This window comes from Streptomyces sp. PSU-S4-23 (genome assembly GCF_055632315.1).
In genome coordinates this window covers 764057-785807 of record NZ_JBVMUU010000002.1, presented here as the reverse complement: position 1 = coordinate 785807, position 21751 = coordinate 764057, and the positions used below count along the sequence as shown (strand labels likewise).

The 21751-nt window shown below is 71.4% G+C and carries 20 protein-coding genes and 3 pseudogenes; 14 read left to right on the top strand and 9 right to left on the bottom strand.

Annotated elements, in window-relative coordinates; all coding sequences use genetic code 11:
• Positions 1-103: 103 nt before the first annotated feature.
• Positions 104-1135: an amino acid ABC transporter permease gene (locus ACZ79I_RS04325; RefSeq protein ID WP_471494212.1), complete on the bottom strand. Its 1032-nt coding sequence runs from the start codon at positions 1133-1135 to the stop codon at positions 104-106.
• Positions 1136-1831: 696 nt separating this feature from the next.
• On the opposite strand from ACZ79I_RS04325, the gene ACZ79I_RS04320 reads away from it, so the two are divergent.
• From ACZ79I_RS04320 to ACZ79I_RS04285, 8 genes are all read left to right on the top strand, one after another.
• Positions 1832-2959 carry an LLM class flavin-dependent oxidoreductase gene (locus ACZ79I_RS04320; protein WP_471494210.1) on the top strand — a complete coding sequence of 376 codons (1128 nt, stop codon included), beginning with the start codon at positions 1832-1834 and terminating at the stop codon, positions 2957-2959.
• Positions 2956-3501, top strand: a complete 546-nt coding sequence (locus ACZ79I_RS04315) for a GNAT family N-acetyltransferase (protein WP_471494208.1) — start codon at positions 2956-2958, stop codon at positions 3499-3501. Before ACZ79I_RS04320 ends, ACZ79I_RS04315 begins: the two co-directional genes overlap by 4 nt.
• Complete coding sequence (locus ACZ79I_RS04310; RefSeq protein WP_471494206.1) at positions 3498-4454, top strand: ABC transporter substrate-binding protein; 957 nt, start codon at positions 3498-3500, stop codon at positions 4452-4454. The genes ACZ79I_RS04315 and ACZ79I_RS04310 overlap by 4 nt, the downstream gene beginning before the upstream one ends.
• Positions 4455-4475: 21 nt before the next feature.
• Positions 4476-5507, top strand: a complete 1032-nt coding sequence (locus ACZ79I_RS04305) for an amino acid ABC transporter permease (protein ID WP_471494204.1) — start codon at positions 4476-4478, stop codon at positions 5505-5507.
• Positions 5504-6268, top strand: coding sequence for an amino acid ABC transporter ATP-binding protein (locus ACZ79I_RS04300; RefSeq protein ID WP_471494202.1), 765 nt, complete (start codon positions 5504-5506; stop codon positions 6266-6268). The genes ACZ79I_RS04305 and ACZ79I_RS04300 overlap by 4 nt, the downstream gene beginning before the upstream one ends.
• Before the next feature lie 44 nt (positions 6269-6312).
• Entirely contained in the window at positions 6313-7296 is a 984-nt protein-coding gene (locus tag ACZ79I_RS04295) for an ABC transporter substrate-binding protein (protein WP_471494200.1), read from the top strand.
• A gap of 91 nt (positions 7297-7387) precedes the next feature.
• Positions 7388-7945 carry an NADPH-dependent FMN reductase gene (ssuE, locus tag ACZ79I_RS04290; RefSeq protein WP_471494198.1) on the top strand — a complete coding sequence of 186 codons (558 nt, stop codon included), beginning with the start codon at positions 7388-7390 and terminating at the stop codon, positions 7943-7945.
• A gap of 50 nt (positions 7946-7995) precedes the next feature.
• Positions 7996-9156, top strand: coding sequence for an LLM class flavin-dependent oxidoreductase (locus ACZ79I_RS04285; RefSeq protein ID WP_471494196.1), 1161 nt, complete (start codon positions 7996-7998; stop codon positions 9154-9156).
• Between the two features lie 225 nt (positions 9157-9381).
• Here ACZ79I_RS04285 and ACZ79I_RS04280 read toward each other — a convergent pair.
• Both ACZ79I_RS04280 and ACZ79I_RS04275 read right to left on the bottom strand, forming a co-directional pair.
• Positions 9382-9522 (bottom strand): annotated as a pseudogene (locus ACZ79I_RS04280) (hypothetical protein); the annotation flags it as partial.
• 7 nt (positions 9523-9529) lie between these two features.
• Positions 9530-10090 carry a hypothetical protein gene (locus tag ACZ79I_RS04275; protein WP_471504752.1) on the bottom strand — a complete coding sequence of 187 codons (561 nt, stop codon included), beginning with the start codon at positions 10088-10090 and terminating at the stop codon, positions 9530-9532.
• A 90-nt stretch (positions 10091-10180) separates the two neighbouring features.
• Here ACZ79I_RS04275 and ACZ79I_RS04270 point away from each other — a divergent pair.
• A pseudogene (locus ACZ79I_RS04270) lies at positions 10181-10603 on the top strand (LLM class flavin-dependent oxidoreductase); the annotation flags it as partial.
• Between the two features lie 12 nt (positions 10604-10615).
• Positions 10616-11743: an LLM class flavin-dependent oxidoreductase gene (locus ACZ79I_RS04265; protein ID WP_471494194.1), complete on the top strand. Its 1128-nt coding sequence runs from the start codon at positions 10616-10618 to the stop codon at positions 11741-11743.
• 382 nt (positions 11744-12125) lie between these two features.
• Here the strand turns inward: ACZ79I_RS04265 and ACZ79I_RS04260 are convergent, their stop codons facing one another.
• From ACZ79I_RS04260 to ACZ79I_RS04245, 4 genes and pseudogenes are all read right to left on the bottom strand, one after another.
• The gene (locus ACZ79I_RS04260) at positions 12126-12737 is read right to left on the bottom strand and encodes an alpha/beta fold hydrolase (protein ID WP_471504749.1); all 612 of its coding nucleotides are present in this window, start codon (positions 12735-12737) and stop codon (positions 12126-12128) included.
• Positions 12738-13066: 329 nt separating this feature from the next.
• Positions 13067-13891 carry a DUF1684 domain-containing protein gene (locus ACZ79I_RS04255; RefSeq protein ID WP_471494192.1) on the bottom strand — a complete coding sequence of 275 codons (825 nt, stop codon included), beginning with the start codon at positions 13889-13891 and terminating at the stop codon, positions 13067-13069.
• Between the two features lie 85 nt (positions 13892-13976).
• Positions 13977-14164 (bottom strand): annotated as a pseudogene (locus ACZ79I_RS04250) (LLM class F420-dependent oxidoreductase); the annotation flags it as partial.
• A gap of 107 nt (positions 14165-14271) precedes the next feature.
• The gene (locus ACZ79I_RS04245; protein ID WP_471494190.1) at positions 14272-14442 is read right to left on the bottom strand and encodes a hypothetical protein; all 171 of its coding nucleotides are present in this window, start codon (positions 14440-14442) and stop codon (positions 14272-14274) included.
• 125 nt (positions 14443-14567) lie between these two features.
• Here ACZ79I_RS04245 and panD point away from each other — a divergent pair, with 125 nt between their 5' ends.
• Both panD and ACZ79I_RS04235 read left to right on the top strand, forming a co-directional pair.
• The gene (panD, locus tag ACZ79I_RS04240; RefSeq protein ID WP_471494188.1) at positions 14568-14987 is read left to right on the top strand and encodes an aspartate 1-decarboxylase; all 420 of its coding nucleotides are present in this window, start codon (positions 14568-14570) and stop codon (positions 14985-14987) included.
• Between the two features lie 24 nt (positions 14988-15011).
• Positions 15012-15737 carry an aspartate/glutamate racemase family protein gene (locus ACZ79I_RS04235; RefSeq protein WP_471494186.1) on the top strand — a complete coding sequence of 242 codons (726 nt, stop codon included), beginning with the start codon at positions 15012-15014 and terminating at the stop codon, positions 15735-15737.
• Positions 15738-16554: 817 nt separating this feature from the next.
• On the opposite strand, the gene gndA is transcribed toward ACZ79I_RS04235, so the two are convergent.
• The gene (gene gndA / locus ACZ79I_RS04230; protein ID WP_471494184.1) at positions 16555-17994 is read right to left on the bottom strand and encodes an NADP-dependent phosphogluconate dehydrogenase; all 1440 of its coding nucleotides are present in this window, start codon (positions 17992-17994) and stop codon (positions 16555-16557) included.
• Positions 17995-18358: 364 nt separating this feature from the next.
• Between gndA and ACZ79I_RS04225 the strand changes: the two genes are divergently transcribed.
• A complete protein-coding gene (locus tag ACZ79I_RS04225) occupies positions 18359-19525 on the top strand; it encodes a transglycosylase family protein (protein ID WP_471494182.1) in 1167 nt (388 codons plus the stop codon).
• Between the two features lie 22 nt (positions 19526-19547).
• On the opposite strand, the gene ACZ79I_RS04220 is transcribed toward ACZ79I_RS04225, so the two are convergent.
• The gene (locus ACZ79I_RS04220; RefSeq protein WP_471494180.1) at positions 19548-20684 is read right to left on the bottom strand and encodes a DMT family transporter; all 1137 of its coding nucleotides are present in this window, start codon (positions 20682-20684) and stop codon (positions 19548-19550) included.
• Positions 20685-20880: 196 nt separating this feature from the next.
• Here ACZ79I_RS04220 and ACZ79I_RS04215 point away from each other — a divergent pair, with 196 nt between their 5' ends.
• The gene (locus ACZ79I_RS04215) at positions 20881-21717 is read left to right on the top strand and encodes a (2Fe-2S)-binding protein (RefSeq protein ID WP_471504746.1); all 837 of its coding nucleotides are present in this window, start codon (positions 20881-20883) and stop codon (positions 21715-21717) included.
• The last annotated feature ends 34 nt before the right edge of the window (positions 21718-21751 follow it).

Here is a 21751-nt window from a genome sequence, read left to right as displayed (position 1 = left end):
GCGCGGGGGACATGTGCATCATCCTGCGCACGCCGCAGGAAGGACGTCAATACTTCCCTAGTAAATCAATAGGAAATGTGGGGTGGGTCATACCGTGGAGGGCTCACTGGTCGCCGTTGACGGCCGGCCGGACCTCGGGTGCGGTCGCCCTTTCCAGCCATGCACGAAGTTCGGCCCCACGCACCTTGAGCCTCTGCAGAGGTGTGGGCGGCAGGGTGCGCGCGGAGCCACGCGCATAGTGGCGCTCGACGTAGAACTGTCCCGCGCTGAGCACGGTCGTGGCGGCGATGTACCAAAGGGTGGCGACCGTCAGCAGCGGGATGACCTGGTAGGTCTGGTTGTAGACCAGTTGCACCGAGTACAGCAGGTCGTGCACGGCAAGCACGCTGACGATGCTGGTGCCCTTCAGCGTGCCGATCAGCATGTTTCCGGCGGCCGGCACGATGGAGCGCATCGCCTGCGGAATGACGATCCGGCGCAGAGTGCGAAGTCTGCCGATGCCGAGAGCCTGGGCAGCCTCCGTCTGGCCGGCTTCCACCGAGAGGATGCCGCCGCGTACCACCTCGGCGGCGTAGGCGGCTTCGTGCAGGGTCAGCCCGATGACGGCGGTGAGGGTGGGGCCGAGCAGGTTGACCGTCTTGACGGTGACGAACTGAGGCCCGAAGGGGATGCCGAGGCCGAGCGTCGGGTAGAGGGCTCCGATGTTGAACCAGAACAGCAGCTGCACCAGCAGCGGGGTGGACCGGAAAATCCACACATAGCCCCAACTCAGCGTGTGCAGAACCGGATTGGCGCACAGCCGCATCACGGCCAAGGGAGTGCCGAGCAGGAAGCCGAGCACCATCACCACCCCGGTCAACCAGAGGGTGAGCAGCAGCCCGTCGAGCACGGCGGCGGTGGTGAAGTACCGGACGACCACATCCCACTGGAATGCGCGGTTGCGGATTACGGAGTTGACCGCCATGGCGAAGACCAGCAGCGCCGCGCCGGCCGCCAGCCAGCGGCCGAGGTGCCGGCGCGGCACGATGCGCGGCAGATCGTCGGCGGGCACTTGTACCGGGGCTTTCAAGCGTCCTGCGGGTGACACGGATGCCGAGAGGGAGGAGGAATCAGTGGTGTCGGACGGTGAAACCATCAGGAGTTCTCTCCGGGGGAGGGAGGCGCGGACGCCGGTGACCACACGGCGGCAACACACACGTTCAGGGAATCCGGGCAAAGACAGGGCGGGCACGGGGCAGGCCGCCCGGTTTCGGCGCCATCAGGTCGCCGCGTCCCTCAACGCGGCCGGTGCGGCTGTCGCGCGTAGCGGAGCCGGTCTGTTCTCGATCGTATGGGGCCACAGCGCGTAGGTGTCAACCACGCAGGATGTGCTCAACGCTTGTCCGGCATCCGGGCCGTAGTTGACGAGACGCGAGATGTATTGCTCAATTAATCGCATGAATGCCGATCAGCGCCTGGTCACCCGTGGCCACATCGACTTCGGTCGGGTGTGGTCCGCCGCGTGTTGCGCCTGAAGCGGCAGCGGGCTGTCTGATCGGCCCTTCCCTCCCTCGGTCACCCCGTCGTGGGCCGAGTTCCCTCCCTCGTAGCACCGCCGCACTCCCGCGCTGACACGCGCTGAACCTGCGTGGGGGCGGTCCTGCGAGACCGGACACGCGCTGCTGCCGCCGTGCCTCGCCGAGGCGCATCGCCCGGCGTTGTCACACTTGCTCACTCTCTCCCAGCGCCCGAGGCGTGCCGTCACAGGGGCCGCAGGGCTGCTCCGCCGTGCCCGCACGCTGCCCTGCTCGTCCGGGCACGGCACCGAAGACTTGAGGAAAGGCCATCTCCCATGCCAGTGGAGTTCCTTGGCATTGCCGCCACCAACGACGGCTCCGAAACCACCCCGCGCTCCGGCGCCGCCTTCGACAAGGAGTACACGCTCCGGCTTGCCCGGGCACACGAGGAGCACGGGTGGGACCGGGTGCTGTTCGCCTACGGTTCCGGTTCGCCGGATCCGGCGCCGGCCGCCGCGTTCGTCGCGAGCAGACTGGACCGTCTCCAGATCCTGCTCGCCCACCGCCCGAACGTCTCGTACCCGACCTTCGCCGCGAAGACCTTCGCCACCCTCGACCAGATCAGCGAGGGCCGGCTGACCGTGCATTTCATCACCGGCGGCAACGACCACGAGCAGGGTCGCGAGGGCGACACCCTCACCAAGGACGAGCGCTACATCCGCACCCGCGAGTACATCCGGGTCGTCAAGAGGGTCTGGACCAGCCACGAGCCCTTCGACCACGAGGGCGAGCATTACCGCTTCCACGACTTCGTCAGCGACGTCTTTCCCGTTCAACAGCCCCGTCCGAAGGTGTCGTTCGGCGGTTCGTCACCTGCCGCGTACGCCGCGGGGGGCGCGGAGGCGGACATCTACTGCCTGTGGGGGGAACCCCTGGAGAAGACCGCCGAGCAGATCGAGAAGGTGAAGGCCGCCGCGAGGGCCGCGGGCCGCACCGGCGTGCCGCGCATCCAGGTGGCGTTCCGCCCGATCATCGCCCCGACCGAGGATCTGGCCTGGGAGAAGGCCCACCGTACGGTCGGTGCCATCCGGGAGCGGCGCGAGGCCGGCCTCGTACGGCACCACCGCAGCGGTGCCCCGGAGAACACAGGCTCACAGCGGCTGATCGCCATTGCCGAGGCGGGGGAGCGCTACGACCGAGCCCTGTGGACCCCCACCGCCGCCGCCACCGGCGGCGCAGGCAACTCCAACGCCCTGGTCGGCACCCCGGAGACGGTCGCCCAGGCCCTGCTGGACTACTACGACCTCGGTGTCGACATCCTCTCCGCCCGCGGCTACGACCTGCTGGGCGATGCCATCGACTTCGGCCGGTACGTGATCCCGATCGTCCGTGAGGAGGTCGCCAAGCGCGACGCCGAGCGGACGGCACGGGGGACGCAGACCCTTGCGGCGGTGGGCGAATGACTTCTGTATCTCAACCACCGTCCCCAGCAGCCGGCTTGCCCATCATTCACGTCCCGGTCTCCGACCCGCGTGTCAGACCCCTCCTGCGCGAACTCGGCCACGAGTACTCGACCCGCTACGGCAAGGACGCCCACGTCGAGCTCGCCCGCTACCCCGACGAGGAGTTCACCCCGCCGTACGGAGGACTGCTCCTCCTGCTGCTGGAGCACGGCGAGGCCGTCGCGGGCGGCGCCTTCCGCCGCTACGACGCGACCACGGCCGAACTGAAGCGGATCTGGACGCACTCCGCTCACCGGCGGCGCGGTCTGGCCCGACGCGTCGTCGCCGAACTGGAACGCGAGGCGAGCACTCGCGGCTACCGGCGGATCTACCTGACCACCGGGCCGCGACAGCCCGAGGCCCGCGGCCTGTACCTGGCCACCGGCTACACCCCGCTGTTCGACATGGAGTCCGACCCGGAATCCATCGGCCCGCTGCCCTTCGAGAAGCGCCTGTCCACCGAAGCACTTGCAGCGCGCACGGGAAAGGCAGCCGACCAGTGAACCTCCGATCGATCAGAACCCGTCTGCGCGTCGCCGCCGGCATCGCGGTGCTGCCCGTACTCCTGCTGACCGCCTGCGGCTCCGGCGACACCCCCGGCCCCACGGCAGGGGGTGCCCAGGCATCGCCAGCCCCGACCGACGACCCGGTCGCCGCCGTACACAAGGTGGACTCCGTCGCCGCCCTGCTGCCCGCCGACGTGCGCAAGGCGGGCACACTCCGGGTCGGCAGCTCGATCGGGTTCCCGCCGGGCGCGTACTACCCGAACGGCCCGGACAAGGCGCCCGCCGGCCAGGACATCGACCTCTCCGATGCCGCGGCCAAGGTCCTCGGCGTCAGACTGCAACGTCAGGACGCCTCGTTCGAGACGATCCTGCCGGCCCTGGGCAGCGGCAAGTACGACTTCGGCACCGGCAACTTCGGCGTCACCACCGAACGCCTGAAGACCATCGACTTCGTCACCTACATCAATGACGGCCAGGGCTTCGCGGTGAAGAAGGGCAGCACGGTACTCAAGACGAAGGTCACCGCCCTCACCCAGCTGTGCGGGCTGACCATCGGGACCGGGGCCGGTACCACTTTCGAGGCGACCCTCACCGCGCAGAAGGGCGTGTGCGCGAAGGCGGGCAAGAAGCCGTACGACGTGAAGGTCTACTCGGAGAACGCGGCGACCCTCACCGCGCTCCAGCAGGGCCGCATCGACGTGATCATGTCGACCATCAACGGCCTGCGCTATCAGGCCGCACAGCCCGTGTCGCAGACCACCTTCCTTGGGGAGTACCACCGCCTCGACGTCGGCTTCGCCTTCAAGAAGGGCTCCCCGCTCACCAAGGCGTTCCGGGCTGCCGTCAACGAGCTGATCGAGGACGGCACATACGCCCGAATCCTCAAGAAGTGGAGCACCTCCGCCTCCGCGATCGAGGCATCCCGGACCAACCCGCCCGAGCACACGTAAGAGTCGAGCAGGAACAACACGATGGCATCCACCACTGACGCCGCCCCGCCCGATACGACCTCCCGGGGCGCCGCCCCCGCCGCCCCGTCCGCTCCGGACAACCCGGACGCCCTCAAGGTCGTCCCCGCCCGCCACTACGCCCGCTGGACGGCGGCCGTCGCCGTGATCGTGCTGGCCGCCCAATTCGTGCACGGTCTGGCCACCAACCCGGTCTGGGAGTGGGGCGTCTTCCGCGACTACGTCCTGTCCGAGACGATCGTCCAGGCGGTGTGGGTGACCCTCCAACTCACCGCCTACGCCACGGTGCTGGGCTTCGCTCTCGGTACTGTGCTGGCCTTCATGCGCCTGTCGCGCAGCCCGGTGCTGCAGACCGTCGCTTGGACCTACATCTGGATCTTCCGGTCCATCCCGATGATCGTCCAGCTGGTGTTCTGGTTCAACCTGAGCGCGCTCTACAAGGAGTTGGGCGTCGGCATCCCCTTCGGGCCGGTGTTCTGGTCCGTCGACAGCAACAGCCTCATCGGCACCATCGGCGCCGCCGTCATCGGGCTGACGCTGCACCAGGCCGCCTACGCCGCCGAGATCGTGCGCGGCGGCGTCATCGCCGTCGACCACGGGCAGCTGGAGGCCGCCGCGGCGCTGGGTATTCCCCGGCTGCGGCAGATCCGCCGGATCGTGTTGCCGCAGGCCATGCGCGCCATCCTGCCCACGGCCGGCAACGAGATCATCGGCTTGCTCAAGGGCACCTCGGTGGTCTACGTGATGTCCATCGGCGAGCTGTTCTACCAGGTGCAGGTGATCTACGGCCGCAACGGCCGGGTGATCCCGCTGCTGCTGGTCGCCACCGCCTGGTACGTGGTGCTGACCTCCCTGCTGTCGGTCGCCCAGTACCACGTCGAGCGCCGTTACGCCCGGGGCGCCAATCGCACCCCGCCGCCCACCCCGGTCCAGCGTGTGCGCCGGTTCGTACGCGACCTGCGCGCCACGGCGGCCCAGCGCAGCCGGCCGGTCGTGCCCCTGAAGGCCCTGGGACCCCTGGGAGACAGCCGATGAGCGAGGTCATGGTGGACGTCCACGGCGTCCACAAAAGCTTCGGCCCGCTGGACGTGCTCCGCGGCGTCGACCTGAAGGTCCGCACCGGCGAGGTCACCGTGATCCTCGGCCCGTCCGGCTCCGGGAAATCCACGCTGCTGCGCACCATCAACCACCTGGAGAAGGTCAACCGCGGCTGGATCAGCATCGACGGGGAGCTCATCGGCTACCGCCGCGCGGGTGGCAAGCTGCACGAGCTGAAGGAGAAGGACGTCCTGAAGCAGCGCACCCACATCGGGTTCGTCTTCCAGAACTTCAATCTCTTCCCGCATCTGAACGTGCTGGACAACCTCGTCGAGGCCCCCGTCTCCGCGCTGCGCCGCCCACGCAAAGAGGCGGAGGAAAGGGCCCGTCGGCTGTTGGAGCGGGTCGGCCTCGCCGACAAGGCCGACGCCTACCCGCGTCAGCTCTCCGGCGGCCAGCAGCAGCGAGTCGCCATCGCCCGCGCGCTCGCCCTCGAACCGAAGGTGCTGCTCTTCGACGAGCCCACCTCGGCGCTCGACCCGGAACTCGTCGGCGAGGTCCTCGACGTCATCAAGGACCTGGCCCGTACCGGAACCACCATGATCGTCGTGACCCACGAGGTCGGCTTCGCCCGCGAGGTGGCCGACACCGTGGTGTTCATGGACGGCGGCGTCGTCGTGGAGCAGGGGCCGCCCGCAGCCGTCCTGGACAACCCGCAGCAGGAACGCACCCGCGCCTTCCTCTCCAAGGTCCTCTGACCTCCTCTCACCCCGTTTCGCACGCCCACGCAAGGAGAACGACCGTGTCCACCCACCTCGCCCGCCGCTCCGCTGCAGTCGCGCTCGGACTCACCTCCGCCCTCGTCCTCGCCGCCTGCAGCAACCCTTCCGACGGCGGCACCACCGAGGTGGCGGCCACGAAGGGCACCAGGACGGAGATCAACATCAGCCCCGACCAGAACCGCATCACGACGGACAAGGTCGACTCCATCGCCGCCGAGGTCCCAGAGACGATCCGCAGGAGAGGCACCCTGGAGATCGTCGACTCCTCCGGCTCCGCAGCGCCGCTCACCTTCTACGCCACCGACAACAAGGCCCTCATCGGTGTCGAGCCCGACCTCGCCCACCTGGTCGCCGACGTCCTCGGCCTCAAGCCGCACATCAAAACGGTCTCCTGGGAGAACATCTTCGTCGGCCTCGACAGCGGCAAGTACGACGTCGGCTTCAGCAACATCACCGACACCGAGGAACGCAAGGAGAAGTACGACTTCGCCTCCTACCGCGAGGACAACCTCGGTTTCGAGGCGAAGAAGGGCAGCGGCCTGAAGGTCACCGGGCCCAAGGACGTGGCGGGCAGGACGGTTGCCGTGGGCAGCGGCACCAACCAGGAGAAGCTGCTCGTCGAGTGGAGCAAGGAGGATGTGAAGGCCGGCCTCGAGCCGGTGAACATCAAGTACTACCAGAACGACAGCGACACCTACCTCGCCCTCCGGTCCGGCCGGATCGACCTCTACCTCGGCCCCAACCCGACCGCCGCCTACCACGCCGCCACCACGGGCAATACGGAAGTCGTCGGCACGTACTCCGGTGCCGGTGCCACCCTCCAGGGCCTCATCGCGGCCACCACCAAGAAGGACAACGGACTGGTCAAGGCGCTCGCCGACGCCCTCAACGAGGTCATCGACAACGGAACGTACGCGAAGGTGCTGAAGCGCTGGGGCCTGTCCGGCGAAGCCGTGGCGAAGTCGGAGATCAATCCGCCCGGCCTGCCCAAGACCGACAAGTAGCCGTCCACTCAGGCCGTCCTCACAGGTGCGGGGCCGCAGTCCGCGGCCCCGCACCGATCCCACGACCGTCCCACGCTCCGAAGGGTCCGCCATGGCCACCGTCCTGTCCGTCTCCGGAAGTCCCTCCACCACCTCCCGCACCGCCCGCCTGCTGCGCCACCTGGACAGGCGGCTCACGGCCCAGGGACACGAGGTGATCCCGCTGGACGTCCGCACGATCCCCGCCGAGGCCCTGCTCGGCGCCGACTTCCGGCACCCGGCGATCGTCGAGGCGACCGCGCTGTTCGACCGTGCCGACGGGGTCGTGATCGGTACTCCCGTCTACAAGGCCGCCTACTCAGGGTTGCTGAAGTCGTTGCTCGATCTGCTGCCGCAGTACGGTCTGGCCGGCAAGACCGTCCTTCCGCTGGCGACCGGCGGAACCACGGCGCACGTTCTGGCGATCGACTACGCCCTGCGCCCGGTACTCAGTTCCATGGGCGCCGGGCACATCGTCCAGGGCTGGTTCACGTTGGACAAGGACATCGCGGTGGGCGATGACGGCACGCTGACGATCGCGCCGGGCCCGGCCGAGGCCCTAGCACAGGTGGTCGACCAGTTCTCCGAAGCCCTCGGCAGCCGTACGGCCCTGCTGGCCGCCGCCGGATGAGCGTCCCGATCATGACCGCCGACGACGATGAGCGAAAGGCGTGAGCTTCCGTGAGCCTCACCTTCCACTGGTTCCTGCCCACCAACGGCGACAGCCGTCATGTCGTCGGCGGCGGCCACGGCACCCCGGCCACCGCCTCGGGGCAGGACCGGCCGCCCACGGTGGCCTATCTGAGCCAGATCGCGCGCGCCGCGGAGGACCTCGGGTTCACCGGTGCGCTCACCCCTACCGGCGCCTGGTGCGAGGACGCCTGGCTGACCACCGCCATGGTCAGCCAGAACACCGAGCGACTGAAGTTCCTGGTCGCCTTCAGACCCGGCTTCGTCTCACCGACACTGGCCGCGCAGATGGCGTCCACCTTCCAGCGGCACACCGGCGGCCGGCTGCTGCTCAACGTGGTCACAGGAGGTGAGACCCACGAGCAGCGCGCCTACGGTGACTTCCTCGACAAGGAGGCGCGGTATCGCCGTACCGGAGAATTCCTCCAGGTCGTACGGGAGTTGTGGAAGGGGAGGACCGTCGACCTGGACGGCGAGCACCTGCGGGTCGAGGACGCCAGGCTGGCGCGGCTGCCCGACCCCGTCCCCGAGGTGTACTTCGGCGGCTCGTCGCCCGTCGCCGGTGAGGTCGCGGCGCGGTACGCCGACGCCTATCTCACCTGGGGGGAGCCGCCCGCCCAGGTCGCTGAGAAGATCGCCTGGATCAAGGGGCTGGCCGCCGAGCAGGGCCGTGCCCTCCGCTTCGGAATCCGGCTGCACGTCATCACCCGCGACACCTCCGAGCAGGCGTGGGCGGAGGCGAACCGGCTCCTGGACGGCTTCGACCCGGAGACGGTGCGGTCGGTGCAGGCCGGGCTCGCCCGCAGCGAGTCCGAGGGCCAGCAGCGCATGCTCGCCCTGCACGGCGGCGGCAGCCTCGATGCCCTTGAGATCTATCCCAACCTGTGGGCCGGCATCGGCCTGGTGCGCGGCGGTGCGGGCACAGCGCTGGTCGGCAGCCACGCCGAGGTGGCCGAGCGGATCGAGGAGTACCACGCCCTGGGCATCGAGGAGTTCGTCCTCTCCGGCTACCCGCACCTGGAGGAGGCGTACTGGTTCGGCGAGGGCGTCCTGCCGAGGCTTCAGGCGCAGGGCCTGTGGCGGCACCCGTACGGTCAGCAGGCAGCAGCCTCGGTTCACGTGCCCTTCGCCGCCGCCGAGAGCCCGCGATGACCCACGTGGTTCCGAACGCGGCGGGACTCCCGGTCCGTCGCCAGGACGTCGGCACAGTGCTCGCGCCGCATAGGCCCTGACGTCCGCGTCCGAGTCCGCCGTCGCCGTGGCCAGGGCTGCTCGGGCCTCCTCGGCGGCACGGTGCCGGGTCAGGGCCGGCACGCCGGCCTTGCAGACGTCGGCGTTGGGGTCGGCTACGGCCTTGGCGAGTGCGGGGACGGCAATGCCGCGGTCCGCGGCGGACAAGGCGGTGGCGGCGTCGGCCCGCACCTGCCAGGCGGGGTCGGACAGCGCTGACTCGGCGTGTACGGCCAGAAGGGGTGGGCAGCCGGTCGTGCCCAGGGCTGTGTAGGCGGCCCCGCGCACCAGGGCGTCAGGGTCGTCGACCCGCGACCCGCGACCCGCGACCCGCGACCCGCGACCCGCGACCCGCGACCCGCGACCCGCGACCCGCGGACCGCGGGCTCGGGGTCGGGGTCGGGAAGACGTTGAGTGCGGAGAGTTCGGGTTCCTCCTCCGACAGGGCGAGGAGTTCGAGGAGGCGCGGTGTGGCTGGGGCCTCCGCCCCGGTAGCGGGGCGGGCGGTTGTGGCGGCAACGCCGGGCTCCGGTCGCGGCGTTACTGGGGCCACGTCCCGGGCGCCCGCCGTCGCCACCTGGTCCGGGTGGACTTCGCCGAGGTGCCGTGAGGGGCCGCCGACCGGGGTGAAGCCGTGCACCGGCACCAGATAGGGCGCCACGGGGCGTGCCGTGAACTCCATCGCGCCGGATGGGGACTTGCGCAGATCGAGGTGGTGGAACCAGGACGCGTCGTCACGGTGGGGGTGGTCGAGCCGGTCGTGGTAGAGGCCCCAGCGGGATTCCGTGCGGGCCAGGGGAGCCCGGGCGGTCATCTCCGCGCAGCCGCGGATGAACGTGACCTCCGCGCAGCGCATCAGTTCATGCGGGGTGCGCGCGCCCATCGCGGCGATGTCGGCACGCATCCGCTCGAACGCCTCCAGGGCGAGTGACAGCCGGGCGCCGGACGGCCGCTCCAGCAGCCCATCCGGGTCTGGCACGGCAGCGCGACGAGCCGGAAATCGGTCGACCTCGCCGCCCGGTATGGAGATCCGCTCTTCTCGGCCAACGTCACCCACCCCATCGAGCCGTACGCCGAACTGATCCGCCACTACCGGGAACGATGGGAGCACTACGGCCACGACCCGGCGCAGGCCGTCGTCGGCGCGGGGACGGCCGGCTACTACGCGGCCCGCACCTCGCAGGAAGCGATCGCCGCATACCGTCCGGCGTTCGAGGGATATCTCGCGTTCCAGTCCGACATCGCCCCCGCGCTACGCCGCGACATTCCCGACCCACCGTTCACCTGGGCTCCCGTCCTCGCCGAAGCCACGTCCGAACTCACACCCGAGTTCGCCCCCGCGCCCCCATCCGTGCCCACCGACCGCTAGGAGCATCCGATCATGTCCGGCATCCCCCTCGGGGTTCTCGACCTCGTTCCGATCTCGTCCGGCTCCACCGCAGCCGAGGCCCTGCGCAACACCATCGACCTCGCCCAGCAGACCGAGCGACTCGGCTACACCCGCTACTGGTTCGCCGAGCACCACCTCAACCCGGGTGTGGCCGGAACCTCTCCCGCCGTCGTACTCGCCCTGACGGCCTCCGCGACCTCCACGATCAGGATCGGCTCCGGGGCCGTACAACTGGGTCACCGAACCGCCCTGTCCACTGTCGAGGAGTTCGGGCTGATAGACGCTCTGCACCCCGGGCGTCTCGACCTGGGCCTCGGCCGCTCGGGTGGCCGTCCCCAGGGCCGGTCGGCCGGACCCCGGCCGACCGCCACACCCGTCGTCGACGGACGCGCCCCCAACGGTCTGAAGATCCCGCCACGATTCTCTCCGGAGCATCTGATCGGTTCGCCGCGATTCCTGCTCCAGCAGCAACTGCTGCACCAGCCCGGCGCCGTCCGCCAGGACTACGGCGAGCAGGTCGACGACATACTCGCCCTCCTGCGCGGCGACTACCGCTCGGCGGACGGCATCGAAGCGCACGCCGTACCGGGCGAGGGCGCCGAGGTGCAGGTATGGATACTCGGCAGCAGCGGTGGGCAGAGCGCCGACGTAGCAGGCCGCAACGGTCTGCGTTTCGCCGCCAACTACCACGTCAGCCCCGCCACCGTGCTGGAGGCCGCCGAGGGCTACCGCGCCGCGTTCCAGCCGTCCGATCATCTCGACAAGCCCTACGTCAGCGTATCCGCCGACGTGGTCGTCGCCGAGGACGACGCGACCGCCCGCGAACTGGCCACCGGCTACGGCCTGTGGGTCCGCAGCATCCGCACGGCCGAGGGCGCCATCCCCTTCCCGACCCCGGAGCAGGCCCGCAGCCACGCCTGGACCGAGGCGGACCGGGCACTGGTGGCCGACCGCGTCGACACCCGGTTCGTCGGCTCTCCGGGGAGCGTCGCCGACCAGCTCGAACAACTTCAGGAAGCCACCGGAGCGGACGAGCTGATCATCACCACCATCACCCACGACCACGCCGACCGGGTGCGCTCCTACCGACTCCTGGCCGAAGAGTGGCAACGCCGATGAGTAGGTCGCGGCCAGCCGGACTCGGCGAGGTTGTTCACCCGGTGCGGCGTGAGGGCCACGGCTCCGAGGGACGGTACGCCACGGGGCGGTAGGCGCGGCACGTCAGGAAGCTTACGGTCGGTCTCGGTCTATCCGACGAGTTCTCCCACGAGCGCGGCGACTTGTTCCAGTTCGATGAGGAAGCCGTCGTGACCGTACGGGGACTCGGTCACCCGGAGGTGATCTGCTGTAGGGATGCCGACTGTCAACTCGGCTTGCTGGGACAGGGGATAGAGACGGTCGGAGCCGACCCCGGCGACGAGCGTCCTGGCCGTGACACGGCTCAGGGCGGCCCGCGTGCCGCCCCGGCCGCGACCGATGTCGTGACTGTTCATGGCCTGTGTCAGGGCGACGTAGCTGCCGGCGTCGAAGCGGCACACGAGCTTGGCGGCGTGGTGGTCCAGGTAGGACTCGACCTGGTATCGGCCGCCGCTCCAGGGCTCCTCCGCGCCCTGCGGCGTGCGCCCGAAGCGGGTCTGCAGCTCGGGTTCGCTGCGATAGGTGATGTGGGCGAGGCGACGGGCCAGGACGAGCCTCGCATGCGGGCCGAGCCCGGGGCCGCCGTCGTGGTAGTCGCCGCCGCGCCAGTGCGGGCCGCTGCGGATGGCATGGAGCTGGATGTTCGCCCAGGCGATGTGTTCCGCGCTCGCCGCGGCGGCCGGGCGAGCACCAGGAGCGCCCGCGTCCGTTCTGGATGCGACACGGCCCACTCCAGCGCCCGCATTCCGCCCATCGATCCGCCGACGACCAGTGCCCAGCTGTCGATGCCCGGGGCGTCGGCCAGGCCGGCCTCGGCCGCCACCTGGTCGCGTTGCGTCAGGAAGGGGAAGCGACCACCCCGGCGGCGTCCGTCTGGCGTGCGGGACGACAGTCCGGTGCTGCCCTGGCAACCGCCGAGCACGTTCGGAGCCACGACGAACCAGCGGTCCGTGTCGAGGGCGTGCCCTGCGCCGATGAGCCCGTCCCACCAGCCGGGAGTGGGGTGGCCGGGCTCGGCCAGTGCGAACAGGTCGGCAGTGGCCGTTTCACCTTCCTGGAACGTCCCGTCGTGGCCGCTGTCGCCATGGCACTGTGGTTGACACGCAGGTCGCTGTCACGGCTCCCCAAGGCGGCGCCGCCGTGCCGGATCGCCGGCCTTCGGCACCCGCAAGACCAGCTTGCTGCACCATCATCCGAGTACGACTGCACACCGGCACCGGGACCTTCCGCCGGAGACGCTCCTCAGGACTGAGCCGGGCGGGGCCACGGGCTGCCGCCCGCCGTCACCTCGGCCGGCAGCACGGCTCAGGACCCGCCGCGCTCGCGGGGGATCTTCAGACCCGCCTCGATCGCCACCGGCAGCCGGTTCTCGGCCGGTGGCAGCGGGCAGGTGGCCAGGTCCGTGTAGGCGCACGGCAGGTTCGCGGCGCGGTTGAAGTCCAGGACGACCGTGCCGTCGGCTGCGGGAGGCTCGACGGCCAGGACCCGGTTGGCGGCGTAGGTGGTGATCCCGGAGGTCGCGTCGGTGAACAGCATCATCAGCCGGCCGGCGCCACGGCCGGGGAACGCGGTCAGGGACAGCTGACGCCCGTGCAACTCGAACTCGATCCTGCCCGGAGCGTCGTACACATGCTCAAGGCCCTCGACGGCCGCGCCCACGGTGGTCGGCCGCGCCTCGTCGAAGGGGACGTACCGGCCCGTCACGGCCCAGCGCGGGTCGGGGGCGTAGGCGGGTGTTCCGGTGAAGGCGGTACGCAGCGGCGCGTCCGGGTGCCGGGGGCGCACGATGTCACGGCCGCCTCGCTTCGCGACCTCGATGACGGCGTCTTTCCATACCGCATCGACTCCACTGCGCTCGGCAAGCACGCCGAAGCGGTGTTCACCCCGCACCGGCGCTCTGTCGACGACCAGTTCTTCACCGTCGTCGAGGGTGACGACGACCCCGTCGCGGCCGCTGTGCCACGCACCGGGCGCGTCGGGGAAACGCTGCGGCCGGTCGTCGAGCCAGTGCAGGCCGGTGATGGCCAGGAACCCGTGCGGGTCGGCGAGCCTGGCCTCCTGGGCGCGGTACCAGCCCAGCCAGTCATCGGTGAAAGCCCGGAAGTCTGTCGTGGTGTTCTCGGTGGTCATGAGTTCTCCTTGATCAAGCGAGGCTCGGCCTCGCACAGGGCGTGGGACATCTGCCGGGCCGACGCCCGATGGGTGCACTCATCCGGGCCAGTTCGCCGAGGAGCGCCCACGTGCGACGGCGGTCCACCTCTCCCGCGATCTCGGTGCCCGAGAACACGACCTCGGTGGCGCCGGCGTCGCGGTAACGTCGCACTTCGGCTCGACCGCCGCCTCGTTGCCGATCACGGCCACGTCGGCAGCCCGGCGGCCGCCGGAGAGTTCGATGACCCTGCTACTCCAAGAGTCATGCCAGTCAGAACGGGCGCCCGCCGGACCCGCATTCCAGCACACGTGTGACAGCTTCTTGTCAGTCGTGTGTACGGGAGCCGTACCTCCCCGCATCAGGAACGAGGCATACCGGCGTTGACCTCTTCGACGAGAGCTACGCCGTGTCCCTTGCTCAGCCGGTCGAAGCGCTCCTCAGGCTCTTCGACCACCTGGAAAGGAAAACGCGACGAGAGCCCATGACGCGTGTGCGCATACGACTGGCGCGCCGTCAGAAAAGTCAGCAACGGGTCAGTGTGAGTCCTCAAACACCCGGCGACGGCTGACCACACATGCGAAACGTTGTAGCCTCCGAACATCGCCCTTGACCCGCAATAAGCAGGCAGGGAGCAGACAAGTCGGGAGTTGCTTCATGTTTCGTACAATATTCAAGTCGAAGATCCACCGTGTCACCGTCACCCAGGCCGACCTGCACTACGTCGGATCCGTGACCATCGACGCGGATCTTCTCGACGCCGCCGATCTGCTGCCCGGTGAGCTCGTCCACATCGTGGACATCACCAACGGGGCCCGCCTGGAGACCTACGTCATCGAGGGCGAGCGCGGATCCGGCGTCATCGGTATCAACGGGGCGGCGGCCCATCTCGTCAGCCCCGGCGATCTGGTGATCATCATCAGTTACGCGCAGGTCACCGACGCCGAGGCGCGGTCCCTGAAGCCGCGGGTGGTGCACGTGGACGCCGACAACCGGATCGTGGCCCTCGGAGGCGACCCGTCCGAGCCGGTGCCGGGGTCGGACCAGAAGCGCAGCCCGCAGGCCGTCGGGGTCTGACCCGACGGGACGAACACGCATCCGATGACCGCTCCGGCATCCCCGCGCGAGGGCACGCTCGCCCTGCTGCACACCTCGCCCGTCCACATCCCCGTCTTCGAGGCCCTGCGCGACGACGCCCATCCGGGGCTCGGGCTGCGGCACCTGGTGGCCGAGGAACTGCTGGAGCGGGCGCGTGAGCAGGGCCCCGCGGCCGTGGCCGGCGACGTCCGGCGCCTCCTCGGCGAGGCGGCCGCGGCGGGCGCCGACGCCGTGCTGTGCACCTGCTCGACCATCGGCGCGGTCGCCGAGCGCACCGTCGTCGGCGTGCCCGTGCTCCGGGTGGACCGGCCTATGGCCGCCGCCGCGGTGGCGGCGGGCCCCCGCGTCATGGTGCTCGCCACCGTGGAGAGCACCCTGGGGCCGACGGCGGCGCTGATCCGGGAGGAGGCCGCCGGACGCCCGGTCGAGGTGCGCACCCTGCTGGTGGAGGGCGCGTGGGACCGGTTCCGGGCGGGGGACACCGAGGGCTGTGTCCGCGCGGTGGCCGACATCGCCGACACCGTCACGGACGCCGATGCGATCGTGCTCGCCCAGGCGTCGATGGCGCCGGCGCAGCGGCTGACCACCGCCACCGTGCCGGTGCTGTCGAGCCCCCGGCCGGGACTGGCGGCGGCGGCCGCGGAAGTGGCGGCTCGCGGTGCCGCCCGCGGCGGTGGCCGTCGGACGGCCGTGGCCCACCCGGTCCCGCCCCGTCCCGCGACGGGGTGAGTTTCCGTGCCTCCTCCGGGTACCCGGGGGAGGAGTCCAGGGCCGACGCAGCAACTGGCTGGAGGACACGATGACGCGTCCGCTCCCCGATCCCGCGCAGCCGGGGCGGCCCCCCGGACCGGGACCGACTCCGGGCCCGGAGCCGGTCCCCGAACCGGGCCCCGCACCGCGACCGGAACCCGTGCCCCCGGCACCGGGGCCCACACCTCCCGGCCCGGCTCCCGTCCCCGGTCCGGGCCCCGATCGCCCGGAGCCCGGTCCGGAACCGGTGCCGAGCCCGGAGCCGCGGCCGACTCCGGAGCCGCCCCCGTCCCCGATCCCCGAACCGCCGGGCCCGGAACCCGTCCCGCAGCCCGAACCCGGACCGCCCCTGAAGTGAGGCCCGGCCACGGCCGCCGACGACGGCCCGCACCGCCGGGACGCCGGCAGCCGGGGGAGGTCCGCGGTCCCCGCCGATCCACCGCACCCGCAGCCCCGGCCGATCCACCGCACCCCCGGCCGGGGCGCCGAGGCGCGGCGGGACCCCGCCGGAGGCCCGCCGCGCTGTCGTGCCCTCGCTCCCTGCGCCTCCGTCTCCGGCCGGCCCCCGCCCCACGGCGCCTGGAACGCGAGCCCTCGCAGGCCCCCGCCGATCCATCGCAGCCGCAGCCGCAGCCGCAGCCGCGCCGCAGCCGCGCCGCAGCCGCAGCCGCAGCCGCGCCGCAGCCGCGCCGCAGCCGCAGCCGCGCCGCAGCCGCGACCCCGCCCCGGGCACTGGCGGCGCGGCGGGACCCCGCACGGGAGGGCCGCCGCGCCCGCCTGCGCCGTCGCGCGCTCCCTACGCCTCGACCTCCGACCGGTCCCCGCCCCACAGCGTGTGGAACGAGCCCTCGCGGTCCGTCCGCCGGTAGGTGTGCGCACCGAAGAAGTCGCGCTGCCCCTGGGTGAGCGCGGCGGGCAGCCGGTCGGCGCGCAGGGCGTCGTAGTAGGCGAGCGCCGCGGAGAAACCGGGGGTGGGGACGCCCTGGCGGGTCGCCTCGATGAGGACCTCGCGCCAGTCTTCCTGGGCCGCCGCGATCTCCTGCGCGAACGTCTCGTCCGACAGCAGGCTCGGCAGGTCGGCGCGGGCGTCGTACGCGGCGCGGATGCGGTCCAGGAACGCGGCGCGGATGATGCAGCCGCCGCGCCAGATGGAGGCCACCTTCCCGAGGTCGATGTCCCAGCCGTACTCCTCGCCGCCCGCCGCGATCTCGTGGAAGCCCTGCGTGTACGACACGATCTTCGACGCGTACAGCGCCTGCTCCACGCCGTCGGTGAAGGCCGCGGCCCCCTCCTCGCTCAGCGCCACGGCCTTCGGGCCGGCCAGTCCCCGCGACGCCTCGCGCAGGTCCGCGTGCCCGGACAGCGAGCGGGCGAACACCGCCTCGGCGATGCCCGACACCGGCACCCCCAGGTCGAGCGCGATCTGGACGGTCCAGCGGCCCGTCCCCTTCTGCTCCGCCCGGTCCTGGACCACGTCCACGAACGGCTTGCCCGTCGCCGCGTCCACGTGGGAGAGCACCTCCGCCGTGATCTCGATCAGATACGAGTCCAGGCGGCCGGTGTTCCAGGTACGGAAGATCTCCGCGATCCGCGCCGGGGAGTAGCCCGCGACGTCGCGCAGCAGCTGGTACGCCTCGCCGATGAGCTGCATGTCGGCGTACTCGATGCCGTTGTGGACCATCTTCACGAAGTGCCCGGCGCCGTCAGGACCCACGTGCGTCACACACGGCGCCCCGTCCCCGGCCTTGGCGGAGATCTTCTCCAGCATCGGTCCCAGGGACGCGTACGATTCGGCCGAGCCGCCCGGCATGATGCTCGGCCCGTGCAGCGCGCCCTCCTCGCCGCCGGAGATGCCCGTGCCGACGAAGTGGATGCCCCGCTCCCGCAGTTCCCTCTCCCGGCGGCGGGTGTCCGCGAAGTGGGCGTTGCCCCCGTCGATGATCATGTCGCCGGGCTCCAGGAGCGGGGCGAACTCCTGGATCACCGCGTCGGTCGGGCCACCCGCCTTCACCATGATGATCAGACGCCGGGGGCGCTCCAGCGCCGCCACGAACTCCTCCGCGGTCTCGGTCGCCACGAAGTCGCCCTCGTGCCCGAAGTCCTTCACGAGGTCGTGCGTCCGTGCCACGGTGCGGTTGTGCAGGGCGACCGTGTAGCCGTTGCGCGCGAAGTTACGGGCGAGATTGCGGCCCATGACCGCGAGACCGGTGACGCCGATCTGGGCTGAAGTGCTCATGGCGGTTGGCTCCTGAAGTCCTGGAATCGGCGGTGCCGGTTCGTCCTGACGACATCATCGACGGGGCTGGTGACGGTGGTGACCGTCAGTATCGCCCGGTGACCATCCTTACGTGCCGGTCCACCCACCGCACACCCGGACCTGCCGGAGCGGGGCACACACATCCGGTCGCCGTGCGGCGCACCCACACCCCATCGCGTCCGCGCCGACCGCCCCGCCGCGTCCCCGCGAACGCTTCCCGGCCGCGCCAACAGGGGGCGTCTCCCGGCCGGTTGAGGCGCCGGAGCGGCCGGTTGCCGCCTTGTCATGGCCTGTTCGCGACGGCTACTTTTGCCGCTCCTGACGCATTGTCGAGGGGGCTCCCATGGCCATACGCGGCCGGCACCGCCGGTACCAGCCGACAAGGATCAACCGCGCCTCGCTCACCGTCACGGCGGGCGGCGCAGGCATGGCCATCCCGCTCATCGGCACCGGCGTCGCGCACGCGGCCGACATCGGCACCTGGAACAAGGTCGCCGCCTGCGAGTCGAGCGGCCACTGGAGCATCAACACGGGCAACGGCTACTACGGGGGACTGCAGTTCACCCAGTCCACCTGGGAGGCGTACGGCGGCACGGCCTACGCCCGGCGCGCGGATCTGGCCACCAGGGACCAGCAGATCACCGTGGCCGAGAAGGTCCTCCAGGGGCAGGGCCCCCGCGCCTGGCCCGTCTGCTCCGAGCACGCCGGTCTCACCCGCTCCACCGGTGCCACCCCCGGCAACGCCCGGACGTCCGGGGCCTCCCCGCAGACCGCCAGGCGCTCGGTGCGTGATGTGAAACCGCAGACTACGCCCCAGTCGCAGGCGGGCACCGCCGAGATGTACACCGTGGTGCGCGGCGACACCCTCTCCGGCATCGCCGCCTCCCACCACGTCGAGGGCGGCTGGCAGCGGCTGTACGAGGCCAACCGTACGACGGTCGGTACGGACCCGGACCTGATCCTGCCCGGCCAGCGGCTGCACCTGCGGGCCAAGGCCCCGGCCCGCCCGGAGCCGCACCCCGCACGGAGCCACGAGTCGCACAAGACCTCCGCCCCGGCCAAGTCGCCAACCCGGAAGCCCGCTTCGGGCCACGTGGCCGCCAAGCACTCCCTGGTCGCACCGGTGGCCGCCGCGATGGGCACGCCGTACCACGCCGAGGGTTCCTCCTGGTCGAAGGGCTACCACACCGGTGTCGACTTCCCCGTGCCCACCGGCACCTCCGTCAAGGCGGTGGCGAGCGGGCACGTCGTCAGCGCCGGCTGGGGCGGCTCGTTCGGCTACCAGGTGGTCATACGGCACGGTGACGGCCGCTACACGCAGTACGCCCATCTGTCGGCGATCTCCGTCAGGGACGGGCAGAGCGTGGTGGCCGGCCAGCGCATCGGGCGCTCGGGTTCCACGGGCAACAGCACGGGCCCGCATCTGCACTTCGAGGTGCGGACGGGGCCCGGATTCGGCAGCGACATCGATCCCGTCGCCTATCTGAGGGCGGGCGGCGTCAGGCTCTGACGCACGCCGTGGGAGCCGGCCGTCAGGATCCGACACGGCTGCGGTGCCGGTCCAGCACGTGCACCGACACCAGCGGCCCGCCGTAGAAGGGGCCGTACGAGAACGAGGGCTCCCGGTGGACGTCCGGCTCCCAGTCCTCGTACGCGCCCTGACGGACCGGTGCCGGTACGAGCACGTTCTCCTCGGCCGGCGCGATCACCTGCCGGGGCACCGAGGACAGCAGCTCCTGGACGGCGGGCTCCGGCCCGGCGACGGCCTCCTCCACGGTTTCGGAAGCGGTCTCGGAAGCGGTCCCGGAAGCGGTCCCGGCGGCCACCGCGGTGCGCCCCTCGCCGCCGATCCGCTCGGTGGTCAGCAGGATCAAACCGCCCGCGGCGACGACACCGCACCCCAGGGCGAGGACGGTGCCCGTGGTGCCGTAGCGGAACGTCTCGCCGAACATGGTGATGCCCACGGCGGCCGCCAGCACCGGGTTCACGACCGTCAGCGTGGCGAGCGGCGCCGCCAGGCCGGCGCCCCGGTAGGACGCCTGCGACAGCAGCATGCCGGCCGTCGCGAAGACGCCTATCACCGCCAGGCTCGGCAGGTCCCCGAGGGAGACACCGTCCGTCCAGTCGACCGCGACCGTCTTCGTGAACACCGACGACATGCCGAACGCGACACCGGACGCGACCGCCAGCAGCACGCTGCGCACGGCAGGATGCCGGTGCGCGGCGCGGCCCGCGACCATCAGCGCCACGATCCCGCCGGCCGTGACGACGGCCACCAGCACCCGCTGGGCGCCGCTCAGGGACCGGGCGTCGGCGGCGCCGACCAGGGACAGCAGTCCCGCCAGGCCCACGGTCGCCATGACGGCGCCGCGCCAGGCCGTCGCCCCGGCCCGGCGGCCCACGAACAGCGCCGCCATCGGCAGCGCGAACACGATGGTCAGCGCGCCCAGCGGCTGGACCAGACTCAGCGGACCGTAGGCGAGGGCCACCACGTGCAGCAGCCCGCCGAGACCGTTCAGGCCCACGGCCGCCCACCAGCCCAGCCGGCGCAGCGGCGCGTACGCCCGGCACGGCGAGGACACGGCGACCTGCTCCTGCACGATCGCCCCGCCCGCGTAGGCGACGGCGGACACGAACGACAGCAGCACGGACAACGCGAGGGCGCTCATGAGCGGCTCCTCTGCGGGCGGCCGGGATGCGGGCCCCGGCGCGGCGAACGGTCGGCTTCCATAATCAACACGATGCCGCGAACGGCTGTTCCCCGTCGTCGTCCCTGAGCACGCATTGGGTCATACTGCCGATGGAGTACACCTGTGGTCCCCTCCTCCCCAAGAGGGGTGACAGGGCACGTATCCCCCCTGGTTGATGCCCCTAGGGGCCCTGGTACTACTGGCCTTCGTGGACATGGACCCCGACCTCGGCCCCGACGCCGACCGCCTTCCCGACCTCGCCGCGCTCGGCGAGATCGGCGGCTTCTTCGCCCTGCGCACCGGTCCGCCGCCGCAGGGCCCCCTGCCGGCCCTGGCGCAGGCGTATACGCCCGGGCCGTCCGGATCCCCCGGGCCGTCCGGATCCCCCGGACCGCCCGCGCCCTCCCGGCCGTTCGACGGCGCCGTGGGCGTCCACGGGGACCCGTTGGCCTTCCGTGTCCGCAAGGTCGCGCGGAGCCTCCGGGCGCCGGAAGTCCGCGTCGCCGCCTCCATCGCCCACCAGGGCCTGGTGGCCCGGCTCTGGTCCGTCGCCCTGGGCTGCGCCGCCCTCCACGGGTGGGTGCCCGACCTGGACCCCCGTCTGCTGCACTGGGACCCGGACGCCGCCGCGCCGGACGACCTGTGGCTGAGCGGCGTCCGCGCGCTGCCCGCCGAGTCCCTCGACACGGTGGTGCGCCGGGGACACCTCGTTCCGCTGGCGGCCGCCCTGACCGCCCGGTACCGCCTCCCCGCGGGCCTGCTGCGGGGCAATGCCGGCTCCGCGCTCGCGGGCAGCGTGCGCATGCTCACCCGGTGGGCGCGGGGGAGTGGCCGCACCGACGTGGCGGAGCGGGCGCCGGCCCTGGCCGCCGGGCCGTTCGCCCACCCCGGCCTGTCCCGCACCCTGGATCCCGCCACCGGCCGCCGCCGCAGCTGCTGCCTCTACTACCGGCTGCCCGGGGGCGGCCTGTGCGGCGACTGCTGCTTCGACACGCCGCCCGGTCGCGGCTGACCACGGGTGGTCTTCCCCAACCGCCGTATCTGGG